The following is a 13,553-nucleotide window of genomic DNA, read 5'->3' as shown; positions in this document are numbered from 1 at the left end:
TTTATTGGATAGCGCATTAAATTTTAAAATTTACGCTATTTAGCTTAAATTTACGCACTGCGCCGCGGAGAAAAAGAGCACGAAATTTTAAAATTTTGCCGCACGCAGCGCAAATATCGCTAAATTTGCGCTACGCCTTTTTCGGCGTGATCAGCATATTTACGTAGCGACCCTCCAGCGCAGGCGCCTTATCGCGATCGGCAACTTCAGCGAAAAATTCGTCCCAAATTTTATTGAGCAAATTTACGCCGATTTCCGGGCTCGACATCTCGCGCCCTTTTAAAAATACGCGAAGCTTGACGTGTTTGCCGCTACTAAGGAATTCTTTCGCGTGTTTTACTTTGTAATTAATATCGTTTTGAGCGATTTTGGCGGACAGCTTGATCTCTTTGACCTCGATGATTTTTTGCTTTTTTTTCGCCTCTTTGAGCTTTTTTTCCTGCTGATAGCGAAATTTGCTGTAGTTCATGACCTTGCAAACGGGCGGCTTTGCATCGGGCGCTATCAAAACCAGATCCACACCCTCTCGCTCGGCGATTTGCAGCGCCTGCGCCTTTGAAATTATGCCGTAAACCTCGCCGTTGTCGCCTATGCACCTGACTTCGCTAGCCGGAATGTCCTCGTTTAGAAAAACCTCTTTGCCTCTGCTCAAAAATTCACCTCGTTTAATTTAGCTTTTACGAAATTTAAAAACTCATCCAGCCCTAAATTTCGCTGTTCGCGCGCCCTACGATCGCGCAGAGCCACGCTGCGAGCCGAAACTTCATTATCGCCTAGGACGATGATGAGCGGCACCTTCTGTTTTTCAGCCGTTCTGATTCGTTTATTTAGCGTCTCGTTTTTATCTAAAATTTCGCCGTCAATGTCTGCTTCGCGCAGCAAATTTAAAATTTCGTTCGCGTAACTTGCGTGCGCCTCGCCGATCGGCACGATCGATACCTGCGTAGGACAGATCCAAAACGGAAGCTCGCCCGCGGTATGCTCGAGCAAAATCCCCACAAAGCGCTCGAAGCTTCCCAAAATCGCGCGATGCAGCATCACGGGCTGCTTTTTTTCATTATTCTCGTCGATGTAGCCTAGCTCGAAGCGCGCAGGCAGGTTAAAATCGACCTGTACCGTGCCGCACTGCCATTTTCGGCCGAGCGCGTCGGTAATTTTGATATCGATCTTAGGCCCATAGAATGCGCCGCCGCCCTCGTCTAGACCATATTTTAAGCCTTTTTCGTCAAGTGCGTCTTTTAAAGCCTTCGTCGCGATATCCCAAACCTCGTCGTCGCCGACCGCCTTTTGCGGTTTGGTCGAAATTTCAAGCTCGTATTCAAAGCCGAAAGCCTTCATCAAAAGCTCTACGAAATCTAAAATTTCATAGACGTTTTCTTTGATCTGGCTTGGCATCACAAACAGATGCGCGTCGTCCTGCGTGAACTCGCGCACGCGGAAAAGTCCGTGCAAGACGCCGCTTTTTTCGTGGCGGTGCACGACGCCGTACTCGCAAAATTTAAGCGGCAGATCGCGATATGAGCGGATTTCGCTTTGATAAACCTTGATGTGACCGACGCAGTTCATCGGCTTGATGCCGTATTCTTGATCCTCGATCGTCGTAAAATACATATTTTCTTTGTAGTTACTGTAGTGCCCGCTGATCTTCCACGCGTCGGATTTTAAAATTTCAGGACCGCGCACCGGCTCGTAGCCGCGCTTGCGAAGCTGCCTATAAAGGCGCTCCTCGAGCTTTATACGCATCCTCGTGCCGGCAGGAAGCCAGATCGGGAGTCCCGCGCCGATCTGCTCGTCAAAGGTGAAAAATTTCATCTCGGCTCCGAGCTTTCGGTGATCGCGCTTCTTGGCTTCTTCTAGCATCGTAAGGTGTTTTTTAAGGCTATCTTTATCGGCAAATACGACGCCGTAGATGCGAGTTAGCATCTCGCGCTTTTCGTCGCCGCCAAGATACGCCCCCGCGATGCGCGTAAGGGCGAAATTTTTCAAAAATTTCGTATTTTGCACGTGTGGACCGCGGCAGATGTCCTCAAACTCGCCCTGCGCGTATAAGCTAACCGGGCCGTCGGGGATACGCTTTAAAACTTCTTGCTTAAGATCGTCGTTTGCATATTTTTTCGCGACCGCCTCTTTGGTGGAGGCTATCTTTTTAATCTCTAAATTTGCCTCGGCGAGCGCTCGCATCTTCTTTTCGATCGCCTTTAAATCCTCTTCGCCGAGCTTCTCGCCGCTATCTTTACTGACGCGGATGTCGTAGTAAAACCCATCCTCGATCGCAGGTCCTACGAAAAATTTTGCGCTCGGATAAAGCTCGCGTACCGCCTGCGCCAAAAGGTGCGCACAGGAGTGACGCATAATTTTAAGCGCGTCCTCGGAGTTATCGAAATATATCGGCTGTGCCTCGCTTGCGTGCTCGCCGATGCTTTGAGTATCGTAAATTTCACCGTTAAATTTATACGCGATAATATCGCTCATTGGCTTGTTTCCTTTTTTACCGAATTGTCTTTCTTACACTGAAAGAACGAGAGCTAATTTTAGCTAATCAATCCTTAACGATAAATTTAAAAAATATTAAAATTAAAATTTTTGATTCTTTTCTCGCAATAAAAAATACACGGCGTTAGCACAAAGAGCACAAATCGCCATCACACTTGCGAGCAAAAACGGCTTATTCGCTCCCACTGCACCCACGATAAACGAAATAGCCCCGGCAATAGCAAACTGCGCAGTCCCCAGTACCGCCGAAGCTGCGCCAGAGTTGCCGTCCTTATACAGCGCCATCGCAAGCGTCGTGGCGTTAGGCGCGACAAAGCCGAGCGATGAAAGCAATACGAAAAGCGAAGCCTCAAAGCAGATGAAGGGAAGGCCAAGCATAGCGCATGCGAGCAAAATCAGGCTCGCCACAAGCATCGCTATTAGGCCGAAATTTAATAAAGCTGTGGGTTCGCGATTTTGCACGAGTTTGGCATTTAGTGCCGAAATGAGGGTCATCCCAAGAGCGTTGATGCCAAATATTACGCCAAAGGCATGCTCACCCAGCCCATAATAGCCCAAAAATATAAAGCTAGAGCCCGTGATATAAGCGAAAAGCGCGCTCATCGCAACCGCAAATCCTAGCGTATAGCGCATAAATTCTTTATTTCGCAAGATTATGCCGTATTCGCCAAGCACGCCTTTTACGCTAAGTGTAGCAGTCCCATCTATCTGCACGCTCTCGTCGAGTCCGAAAAATATAAATGCAAAAAGCAAAATTCCAAGTGCGAACAAAATCGCAAAAATCGCTTGCCACGAGAAAAAATCTAGCACAAATCCGCCTAGAGTTGGTGCTAGCATCGGAGCTAGCGAGCCTACGACCATCATCAGCGCAAACATCGCCGCAGCCTCGTGCAGTTCGAATTTATCATTAATTACGGCTCGCGCAAGTACCACTCCAGCGCACCCACCCAAAGCTTGCAAAAATCTAAAAAATATAAACGCGTAAACGCTATCAAAGCTCACGCAAGCAAGCGACGCACATATAAAAAGCAAAATGCCCGCGTATAACGGCTTTTTACGACCAAATTTATCGCTTAGCGGCCCATAAACGAGCTGTCCTAGCGCAAAAGCGATGAAAAAGCTCGCAACCGATAGCTGAGTGTAAAACTCGCTCGTGGCGAAGCTTTGCTTGACCCTTTCTAGTGCGGGTAGATACATATCGGTAGACAAGGGCGCCAGAGCGGACATATAGGCGAGTATAATCACCAGTTTAAATTTAGCGAATTTACTTTGTTTGACCATCGTTTTTCTCAATTATTTTTAGGCAGAGCTCAAACGTGCGCACGAGCGCGTTTAGATCCTTAAATTTTTGCGGCAAAAGCCTAGCGATAAAATATATCGGACGTAGCGCAAGTACCGTAGCCCACGCACTTTGCACTACATCCTGCCCGCCGCTTGAGGCATAGGTGCGAATGCCTGCACGCACCAAACCTTCGCTTAGCCCTTCGCGACACAGATCATAGACAAACAGCAAAAAATCTCGCATTTTGGCTTTTTGCAGATTACCGCGCTCGCCACGATTTTCAAAATCTATAAATTTCATCTCGCCGTTTTTTACTAAAACGTCGCGCAGCGCAGGTCTGCCGTGTATGAAGCCGCGCGAATGCAGCTGTGCTAACGCCGCAGCGTAACCCTGAATGAGCGCCACGCAAGATGCCTCATCCGAGCTTTTTAGCACCTCGTCCACCGGCGTGCCGCCGTCTTTGAGTACGAAAAAGCTCTCGTCTCGCAGCACCAGCTGCGGCACAGGCGCGCCGGCTGCGTACAGGCTCTCGCATTTTAGCGCTTCGTAATCGAAAGCAGCTTTCGGATTTGCTTTAAATATTTTCGTAAGCAATCCACCGCGGATGCGCAGTTCCGGCTGCTTTAGCCAGTATTTTTCACCCTCGAAACTAAAGCTCGTGACGCGCTCGCCAGGATGATTTTTTAGAATTTCATTTACATATTCTTTAAAATTTTGCATTCAATAAATTTAGCGAATTTTTTTTAGAAAGAGCTAAATTTGCGAGTTTTATTTCATTAAGTTCCATATGTCCGCATAAAATTTATTACGTAAATTCGGCGGGGATAAATTTTAAAATTATCAGGTAGAATTTTTATTGCAGTCTTGGAATTTTGTAGCGCAGGAAGCAGCAAAAGCGCATAATTTTAGAATTTAGTAGTTAGATAAAATTTCAGAATTTTACAAAAATTAAGATTTGCGTCAAAAAATTTTAAAACTAGAAGTGGCGACCCCTACGAGATTCGAACTCGTTTTACCGCCGTGAAAGGGCGATGTCCTAACCGTTAGACGAAGGGGCCACTTAATCTGGTATTAAGATTAAAGGCGGTATTCTACTCAAGACGCACTTAAACCCAACTTAAATTAAGGATTATTTATGAAATGCTCTTTTCTGGCGCCGCTTGCACTTTCGCTTCTGCTCGCAGGCTGCGCTACCACCGCACTCAAGCCCGCTTCCACACAAGCTGTAAATTTCACCGTCATTTCGCCGCTTACTCGCACTAGCGACGCGGGCTTTATGCGTAAATTTAAAAACCAAACCGAGGTTCAAATTTACGCAAGCGGCATCAGCGTGCTGAGCCTGGTTTTAAAAGGCGATAAAATTTGCATGAACGGCGCATGCGACGACGAGCTCGTTTTCAATAAAAAATTCTTCGGCGCCGAGCACTACCGCGGGCTTCTCGGCCAAATCCTAGACGGCAAGCCGATCTTTGGCGGCAGCGACGCGGGCGAGCGCCGTTGCCTAGTGCAAAGCCTGCAAGACGGCTCTATCGATTATAAGGTTTGCCGTGGCAAGGACGGCGGCGGAAGATCCATAAGCTTCGCCGACGCAAAACGCGGCGTAAAGATTAAAATCCGCGAGCTGCAGTAAATCTCGCGCGGCGAGTATTCGTAGCACGTGAAATACTACTCCGCAGGGCGGCGCGAATAAATTGCGAACGAATAAAATTTCGCGCGGCGAGGCGCCTTGTAAGCGCACGAGAATAATGCTCTCTAGCAGCCGCCTCAAAACACAGCGCGAGCGGTCAAAATTCCATTACTCGGCGGGGTAGCCGCCTAAGCTGCACAAACGGCGCAGTTTTATTGACGTTCTGCGCCGGCTCTTCGCGGCGAAATTTACTAAGCAGCGCGTATGTGCAAAAGAAAAAGAGCATATTTAAATTTAAAAAATTCGTGCACAGCGGAGGTTTATAAAATTTCGACCCACGCAGCGCAAAATAAAATTTAGGAGGCAGAATGAAGCGGATCGGAGCGCACGTGAGTGCTAGCGGCGGAGTTTTCAACGCGCCGCTAAACGCCGCAAAGATCGGGGCGGATGCGTTTGCGATGTTCGTCAAAAATCAGCGCAGATGGGACGCGCCGCCGCTTAGCGCGGAGGAGACCATCGCGTTTAAGGACGCGCTGAAGCAAAGCGGCATCCGCGCGAAGCATGTCTTGGTGCACGACAGCTACCTCATAAATTTGGGCCATCCGCGCGAGGCAGAGCGCGAGAAGTCCCTAAACGCCTTCGTGGACGAGATCCGCCGCTGCGAGGCGCTCGGGCTTAGGCTTTTGAACTTTCATCCGGGCTCGCATCTAAATGAAATTTCAGCTCAAGTGTGCCTGGATAATATCGCAGGATCGCTAAATTTCGCTATCGCAAACACTAGTGGCGTCAAGCTCGTGCTCGAAAACACCGCCGGCCAGGGCTCCAATCTCGGCTATGATTTCGCTCAGCTCGCTTACGTGATCGGCAAAATTTCAAATAAAGATCGCATCGGCGTCTGCATCGACACCTGTCACGCGTTCGCCGCAGGATACGACCTCCGCAGCCCGCAGGCCTACGAGCGCACTATGAGCGAGTTTGACCGCGCGATCGGCTATAAATTTTTAAGCGGCATGCACCTAAACGACACGAAAAACGAGCTTGGCGTGCGCAAAGATCGGCACGAGAGCCTCGGACGCGGATTTTTGGGGCTCGCAGCGTTTGAAAACATCATGAACGACCCGAACATCGACGAGATCCCGCTGATTTTAGAAACGATTGACGATAGCCTCTGGGCGGAGGAGATCGCACTTTTGCGCAGTATGCAAGGACGCCGCAAAGCCTAATCGGGCGCCTTTTGCGCCACGTAGAATTTATCTCATTTCGCTTCGAAGTGGCGCCAGCGATAAAAGCCCTATGCCGTGCGTTTACATCGCGAGATTTATCATTTAAATTTTAACAAGCAAAATAATGAGGATCGCGCGTTAAGAATGCCGCGTCAAAAAAGGCACGAAATTCTATGACGAAAACATGGCGTCATAGCAAAAGAGCAAAATTTTTATAGAAAAACGCAGCGCCCTGGCAGAAATGAAAAATTTTACGCTGCGTAATTAAAATTTTCAAGCAAGATTTTTAAAGCGATGCAGCGGTAAATTTTAAAATTCTATCGCTACGATATTTCAAGGCTCAGCGCCAGATTCGAAGCTCTAGGAATTTTAAAATTCTAAATTCCGCATCAAAAAATTCGCGCGAAGCTTTATACGCGCGACTGCGTAAATTCCAATCTTGCAATTGTCCAATCTATGCGGAGGCGAAAGCGCATAAGGCTACGTAATTCTAACTTAAAATTTTGCTGCGTGCCAATCTATGCTTTTAGCACGCATTTGCTTATGACAAATCTGCCTCTTTATTTTAGCGCTTTGCTTGCGCTAAAATCTATGCAGGATCCGTGTAAATTTACGTTAAATTCTGCCGCATATCGCCCGATTAATTTAAAATTTTATCGTTGAGCTTAGTAGCCTACCGCCACGATTTAAATTTAAAGGCGGCGGGATTTTGAGCCGCAGCCGACGCGTATTGTATCAGCCGCAGCTCGGCGTGCTATTTTAGCAGCTCATACATATCGCAGGATTCTTTATATATTTCCGACTCTCGCAAAATAAGATCGTCTTTGCATGTATCGCAAGCTTTTTTAAAATACTGCGCGGCTTTGCTTTTATCTTTTATAGTGTAATAATTGAAATTTGCAAAGTTATAGCACGCGACACAATCACCTAAATCACAACCTTTTTTCATATAAACCCCCCGATTTTAATTTATCCATTTTTACCTCTTTACCTTCATCATACATTTTCATTAGACTTTCGCAAGAGATAGCATCTCCTATCTTAGCATTACAAGCCTTGTCGTAATAATTTATCGCCTCTTTTATATTTTTTCTACAAATTTTCCAGCATGATATAACATCCCTAAATTTAAGCAGCTAATTCCGCTTCCCTCACTGCATTTTCTTTCGGCAAATTTGATACCCTCCTTTGGATCTTCATTTATTATTTTAGCAATCACAGCGTTACAAGCCAAATCCTCTCCTCCGTCGCAAGCTTTTTTAAATAGCTCATGCCTTTTAGCTGGATCTTTATGCCAGATGGCTGCGAAAAAGCAAGATTTCATATTACCGTCATTGCACTCTTTTTCTAGCGTCTTAAGTTCGGACGCTCCTAACGCAAAGCAAGCGATAAATGCTAACAAAAATAGTGATTTTTTCATTTAGTATCCTTTCCGGGTAAAATTTGGCTAATTTTACCCCCCCCCCCCTAAGAAATTGATTAAATTTATCGCGAATTTTAACGAGGCGGCGAGAATTTAACGGTCGCGAATCTGCCAAGCCCGCTCAAAATTTAAATTTTACCTAGATTGAGCTATAATCTCTTTTTTAAAATTTAACCTTGGACTAAGAATTTGAAAATAGCGTTTTTTGACTCGGGTATAGGCGGGCTGAGCGTGCTCGCCGAGGCTCTGCGGCGATTTAGCGGGGCGGAGTTTTTGTATTTTGCCGACGAGGATCACGTGCCCTACGGCACGAAAAGTAGGACCCAGATCGTGCGGCTCAGCCTCGATGCGGTCGGGTTTTTGGTCGCGCACGGCGCGGACGCGGTCGTCGTAGCTTGCAACACCGCCACGAGCGCGGCTATCTCGGAGCTTCGCGGCGCATTTAGCGTGCCGGTTATCGGCATGGAGCCCGCCGTCAAGCTCGCTGCGGACAGCTTCGGCGCGTGCCCGACGCTGCTCATCGCCACGCCGCTAACGATCGCCGGCGAAAAGCTCGCGCGCCTTGTCGGGCGGCTGGAGTGCGAGACGTGGAGCCTGCCGCTACCTCGCCTCGTGGAGTTTGCGCAGGATTTGGAGTTTGACTCGCCCGCGGTTCGGACCTATCTGCGGGAGGAACTGGGTAAATTTGAGCTTGCGCACCTCGGTTCGCTCGTGCTTGGTTGCACGCATTTTAACTATTTTAAGGACGTTTTGCGCGAGATTTTGCCGTCTCACGTGCGCATCATCGACGGCATAGACGGCACGCTAAACCGCCTTGCTAGCGAGCTGGGCGGAGGGCTAAAGCTCGCGTGCAGCGAGGATTATTCGGCGCAGGCGACTAAATTTAACGCAGGCGGTGGCGTAGAATTCGATACGAATTCATCGGCGCAAGTCGGTAAATTTGAGGCACAAGGGTGCGGCGAAGGCGGCAAAATTTACTATCCAAACGGCAACAGCGTGGAGTATTTTTGCTCGGGCAGGGCGCTAAATGCGGCGCAGCTACGCAAGGTGGAGATATTTTTAAAGCGGCTTGATTCAATGCGAGGGATCGGCTAGGCTACGCGCCCGTGAGCCGTAGATCCGTAGCGCAGGTTGGAATTCCAGTGCGTCATAAATCACATCAAATTAAAATTCCTGTTCATCGCGGATCGCACCACGCAAATTAAAATTCTAGCGCATCGCAGATCGTGCTGTGAAAGTTAAAATTTTGATGCGCTATAAATCGCAGCGCAAACTCAAAATTTCGTCGTTTCGTAAATCGCGTCACATAGACTAAAATCTCAGCGCGCTAAAATTTAACTCGGCTTGATGATTTAGAAGCGGCTTCGCAACGGCGCGCGAGCAATGGCGCTTAGTCGTCGTCCAGCGCGCGAAAGTTAAAATTTTACGGGGCAAATGCTGCCTTCCGCTGTCCGGCACGTAAATTTAAAATTTAACGCACAACGCCGCCGTCTGCCTTGAAACCGCATAGCGCAAGCCAAGCGCCGCCGTTGCCACTAATTCTTTGAATTTCATAGCGCGAGCCGAGATCGCTGTTTGCAGGAGTAACCTCGCGCCGCACGAATTATCGCTGCGGATTTGAAATTTTAAATTTAGACTAGAGAGCGGATAAAGTGCGCGCGCGAGGTTAAATTTAATGCGCCGCGCAAACCGTCGCCGAGAAAATTTGACTAGCGGCATGTGAGATCGTGAAATTTAGGATGCCGCACTGCGAAATTTCACCGCCGCCGAGAGAAATTTAGGCAAGGTGCACGGCGTAAATTTTAAAATGATTAAATTTTAAGGCGCCGCGAAGCCCGCAAGTCTTTTCTGTGGTAGCCAAAAGCTTGTAGGCTTTAAAATTTGAAATTCCAAAATCCGTAAAGCAAGATTTCGCGCCATGTCGTTTCGCGGGCGAGATTTATACCGCAAAATTCGGCGCCGTGCAGGGCAAATTTACTCTGCACCAAAGGCGCGGAGTAAATTTAGAATGTATTAAGAGCGCGAGAGAAGAGTTAATACTAAGCCGATACCAAAATAATTTATCGTGCTTGATTTTCCAAAAAGCCCCTTAATTTCATATTGCCATTAGCCTCTTTTGCATTCATCAAATTACTATACTCAACGCTATTTTTATCTGCCGGCTCTTTCTCTTTATATTTTTCTATGATAGCCTTAGCTTCGTCCAAGTGTTCCATATAATACTTGACCGAATACGCCATACTTTTTTCCTCTACGACCGTTTTTGCATTTACGCAATTTTTATATGAGTTACTTCCGTCTTTAAGTGTATTAAAATCACACTTTGATAAAACCTCTTTGGCTTCGTCCGGATGAGCGTCGTAATATTCTTTAGTTTTTACCTCGGTATCATCGCCGCAGCCTACTAATAAAGCAGCTAACACCCCCCCCAGAGGAACATTTTAGGATTTTTCATTTCATTCTCCTTGTTTGAAATTTATCGGTATTTTACTATCCGTTTACTTTAAAAAATTTGAATTACAGGCGCACGCGCCGTTTTAACACGGCTAGTTAAAATTCAGCTTTTAAAATTTGCTCGCGCTTTTTGAAATTTCGTTTTAAAATTTTATCCGCGCGACGGAATTTTACAAAGCGGAATTCTGCGGGATAAAGCAAAATTTCGCCGGACAGAATTCCGCATCTTTGCGGAATTCGGAAGCGGAAGACAAAAGCAAAATTTAAAAATTTACAGAGCTACTCCTCTATCTTTTTACCTGCGAACCGCACGAGAGCCCACGTAACGGCAAGTCCCATCGGCAGCGCGATCCAGACGCTAAGTCCTAGCGCTACGGGCAGATATCCCGCCACCACGGCGACCGCGCCGACGGATAGAGCGTAAGGCATCTGCGTCTTTACGTGCTCGATATGATCGCAGCCCGCACCCATCGACGAAAGGATCGTGGTGTCCGAAATCGGCGAGCAATGATCGCCAAAAATCGCGCCGGTTAGCACGCCCGAGATGTTTACGATCATATAGGCGTGAAGCGCATCGCCCGAAAGCCCGTAATGAAGCCCTACGGCGTTTGCCAAAGGTATGGCAAGCGGCATTAGAATTCCCATCGTGCCGTAGCTCGTGCCCGTCGAAAAGCTAATGAACGAGCCCAGCACGAAAATCGCTACCGGAAGCAAAAATTTCGGCGTGTTTTGGCTTAGCATATCGACTAGATAGCGCGACGTGCCGAGCTCTTTGATGACAGAGCTGAGCGACCAAGCAAGCAGCAGGATCACGATCGTGACGATCATCGTCTTCCACCCTTTAATCCACGTAGAGATCGCCTCTCTGATGTTAAAAATTTTGCGGTAAACGCTCATAAATATAGACACGACCATGGCAAGAAGCGCCGCTTGAAAAAGCGCGACCGACGAGTTTGCATTGCCGAACGTCGCCTGAAGCGTCGCAAAGCTTAGCGGAGCGGCTTTTGCAGCCGCAAGGGCATCGCCCTCAAGCTTGCTTAGCCCGCTAAAATAAAAGCTTGCAAATGCACCGCAGATTAGCACTATAAGCGGGATAACGGCGTTTGAAGCCTGCGGCTTGATCCCCTCTTTGGGCTCTAGCGTTTTATCTTCAAGCTCGGCGATGTTAGAATTTTTAGAGTGGATTTCGCCGCTCGCCGCGCGCCTTTCGGCAGAGAGCATCGGTCCGAAATCTCTGCGCATAAACGCTACGTAAACCACGAAAGCAAGCATAAAAAGATTGTAGAAGCGATACGGCATGGTTTGCACGAAGATCGAGAAGGCATTTACGTTTTGCACGCCGATCTGATCATATCCCGCTCTTATCAAAGAGACCTCAAGACCTACCCAGGTAGAAATTAGCGCGATACCCGCAATCGGTGCGGCGGTGGCGTCGATGATGAAAGCGAGCTTTTCGCGGCTGACTCTAAATTTATCGGTGATCGGCCTCATGACGGGACCTACGATTAGTGCGTTTGCGTAGTCGTCGAAAAATACGAAAAGACCCATAACCCATGTTGAAATTTGCGCCGAGATGCCAGTTTTGGCGTGCTTGCTAATCCAAAGCGCCACGGCTTTCGTGCCGCCCGTCCTGCTAATCAGCGCGACTACGCCGCCGATACAAAGCACCTGCAAAAGCACGCCCGCGTTGCCTTTACTGGCCATCGAGCCCACCACGCGCGCGACCAGATCCGTAAAGGCTCCTACGAGCGCGGAGATCGGATTGTCGTTAACGACTGCAAGCATATAGGTGCCGCTAAAAACGCCGATGAAAAGCGATAAAATCACCTCTTTGGTGATAAAGGCAAGCGCGATTGCCACGACGGGCGGTACCAGCGTCCAGATGCCGAAAAGCTCGGCATTATGCTGTCTGGTCGCGTCATCTACCGCAAACGCGGCAACCGATAAAAACATTAGTAATAGAATTTTTTTCATTTTCTCGCCTTAGAATTTAATGCTTTTCGATAAAAAGCCCGGCCCAGCTCTGCTGCGTCGCCATCGCCTCTACGACGTTGATATTTACGCGGTGCGGCATCGCTAGGCAGTTTAGCACGATCTGCGCGATGTCCTCGGGCAGGATCGCATCGACCCCCTCATACACGGCCGCAGCGCGCGCTACGTCGCCTTTAAAGCGCACCTCGCTAAACTCGCTCTTACAGATACCCGGCGCGATCTCCGTCACGCGGATGCCCGTGCCGCGCAGATCGTTGCGGATATTGCGGCTAAACTGCTTGATAAACGCCTTGCTCGCGCCGTAAACGTGGCTACCCGGATATGGCCATGCGCCTGCAGTCGAGCCGAGATTGAAGATATAGCCGCTGCCGCGCGCGATCATCAGCGGCAGCACCGCCTTGGTCGAATACAGCACACCTTTGATATTCGTATCGACCATCGTCTCCAAATCCTCTACGGGCGTCTGCGCGATCCCCTCAAGCCCGAGCGCAAGCCCTGCGTTATTTACGAGCACCTCGACGTCTTTGAAATTTTCAGGCAGCGCGCTTACGGCGTCAAACACCGCAGCTTTATCGCGAATATCCGCGGCGATAATGTGCGTATTACCTAGTTCACTCGCTAGCTTTTGCAGCCGATCTTTGCGACGCCCAAGCGCAATGATCTTATAACCCTGCGCGCTAAGCGCCCTGGCGATCGCCTCGCCAAAGCCGCTCGTAGCGCCCGTTATGAATGCCGTGTTTTTCATACGATCCCCTTTGCGTAAAATTTTAAATTTAGCGCAATGATAACGCAAAACGGATTTAGAATTTATGAAATTTGTTCTTGCGGCGCGGACGCGGATGAAATAATACGAAGGCATTGGCAGGTTCTCTCACCCAAGCTCGCAATCGGCAGCGGATTCGGCGAGCGCACGGCTAAATTTAAAATTTTGCGCTGTTCGTTTGTCGCGGTTTGCTATAATTACTTAAATTTAGGGAAAGGCAAATGAGCAAATTTATATGATTTATCCTCGTTAGTATCTGTGTTTGCGCCACTTATGCGGGTCTTAAATATGCTTTT

13 protein-coding genes and 1 tRNA gene are annotated in these 13,553 nt (G+C 48.3%); 4 read left to right on the top strand and 10 right to left on the bottom strand.

Annotation, left to right across the window (positions count from 1 at the left end; genetic code table 11):
* Positions 1-130: 130 nt before the first annotated feature.
* From infC to Q0605_RS07280, 5 genes are all read right to left on the bottom strand, one after another.
* On the bottom strand, positions 131-652 hold the full coding sequence (gene infC / locus Q0605_RS07300; RefSeq protein ID WP_177388239.1) for a translation initiation factor IF-3: 522 nt from the start codon (positions 650-652) through the stop codon (positions 131-133).
* Positions 649-2,472: a threonine--tRNA ligase gene (gene thrS, locus Q0605_RS07295; protein ID WP_298705564.1), complete on the bottom strand. Its 1,824-nt coding sequence runs from the start codon at positions 2,470-2,472 to the stop codon at positions 649-651. Before thrS ends, infC begins: the two co-directional genes overlap by 4 nt.
* A gap of 102 nt (positions 2,473-2,574) precedes the next feature.
* The gene (locus Q0605_RS07290) at positions 2,575-3,774 is read right to left on the bottom strand and encodes a multidrug effflux MFS transporter (RefSeq protein WP_298705561.1); all 1,200 of its coding nucleotides are present in this window, start codon (positions 3,772-3,774) and stop codon (positions 2,575-2,577) included.
* Positions 3,758-4,495, bottom strand: a complete 738-nt coding sequence (locus tag Q0605_RS07285) for a spore coat protein (RefSeq protein ID WP_298705559.1) — start codon at positions 4,493-4,495, stop codon at positions 3,758-3,760. Before Q0605_RS07285 ends, Q0605_RS07290 begins: the two co-directional genes overlap by 17 nt.
* Positions 4,496-4,758: 263 nt before the next feature.
* Positions 4,759-4,833, bottom strand: a tRNA-Glu gene (locus Q0605_RS07280).
* A gap of 77 nt (positions 4,834-4,910) precedes the next feature.
* Between Q0605_RS07280 and Q0605_RS07275 the strand changes: the two genes are divergently transcribed.
* Both Q0605_RS07275 and nfo read left to right on the top strand, forming a co-directional pair.
* A complete protein-coding gene (locus Q0605_RS07275) occupies positions 4,911-5,405 on the top strand; it encodes a hypothetical protein (RefSeq protein WP_298705557.1) in 495 nt (164 codons plus the stop codon).
* A gap of 365 nt (positions 5,406-5,770) precedes the next feature.
* Positions 5,771-6,625 carry a deoxyribonuclease IV gene (gene nfo, locus Q0605_RS07270; RefSeq protein WP_298705554.1) on the top strand — a complete coding sequence of 285 codons (855 nt, stop codon included), beginning with the start codon at positions 5,771-5,773 and terminating at the stop codon, positions 6,623-6,625.
* A gap of 754 nt (positions 6,626-7,379) precedes the next feature.
* Here the strand turns inward: nfo and Q0605_RS07265 are convergent.
* Both Q0605_RS07265 and Q0605_RS07260 read right to left on the bottom strand, forming a co-directional pair.
* Positions 7,380-7,574 carry a hypothetical protein gene (locus tag Q0605_RS07265; protein WP_298705551.1) on the bottom strand — a complete coding sequence of 65 codons (195 nt, stop codon included), beginning with the start codon at positions 7,572-7,574 and terminating at the stop codon, positions 7,380-7,382.
* Positions 7,575-7,706: 132 nt separating this feature from the next.
* Positions 7,707-8,045 (bottom strand): hypothetical protein, encoded by a 339-nt coding sequence (locus Q0605_RS07260; protein WP_298705548.1) that lies wholly within the window; start codon positions 8,043-8,045, stop codon positions 7,707-7,709.
* Between the two features lie 192 nt (positions 8,046-8,237).
* Between Q0605_RS07260 and murI the strand changes: the two genes are divergently transcribed.
* A complete protein-coding gene (gene murI, locus Q0605_RS07255) occupies positions 8,238-9,143 on the top strand; it encodes a glutamate racemase (RefSeq protein WP_298705545.1) in 906 nt (301 codons plus the stop codon).
* Positions 9,144-10,108: 965 nt separating this feature from the next.
* Here the strand turns inward: murI and Q0605_RS07250 are convergent.
* From Q0605_RS07250 to Q0605_RS07240, 3 genes are all read right to left on the bottom strand, one after another.
* Positions 10,109-10,471: an EexN family lipoprotein gene (locus tag Q0605_RS07250; protein WP_298705542.1), complete on the bottom strand. Its 363-nt coding sequence runs from the start codon at positions 10,469-10,471 to the stop codon at positions 10,109-10,111.
* Positions 10,472-10,781: 310 nt separating this feature from the next.
* Positions 10,782-12,476, bottom strand: a complete 1,695-nt coding sequence (locus tag Q0605_RS07245; protein WP_298705539.1) for a Na+/H+ antiporter NhaC family protein — start codon at positions 12,474-12,476, stop codon at positions 10,782-10,784.
* 16 nt (positions 12,477-12,492) lie between these two features.
* A complete protein-coding gene (locus Q0605_RS07240) occupies positions 12,493-13,239 on the bottom strand; it encodes an SDR family NAD(P)-dependent oxidoreductase (RefSeq protein ID WP_298705536.1) in 747 nt (248 codons plus the stop codon).
* 36 nt (positions 13,240-13,275) lie between these two features.
* Between Q0605_RS07240 and Q0605_RS07235 the strand changes: the two genes are divergently transcribed.
* A complete protein-coding gene (locus Q0605_RS07235; protein ID WP_298705533.1) occupies positions 13,276-13,482 on the top strand; it encodes a hypothetical protein in 207 nt (68 codons plus the stop codon).
* The last annotated feature ends 71 nt before the right edge of the window (positions 13,483-13,553 follow it).

Origin of the sequence: uncultured Campylobacter sp. (genome assembly GCF_938017705.1) — a bacterium.
Lineage (GTDB): Bacteria > Campylobacterota > Campylobacteria > Campylobacterales > Campylobacteraceae > Campylobacter_B.
The sequence above is the reverse complement of the archived record's forward strand: the minus strand, read 5'-3'. Positions and strand labels throughout refer to the sequence as shown.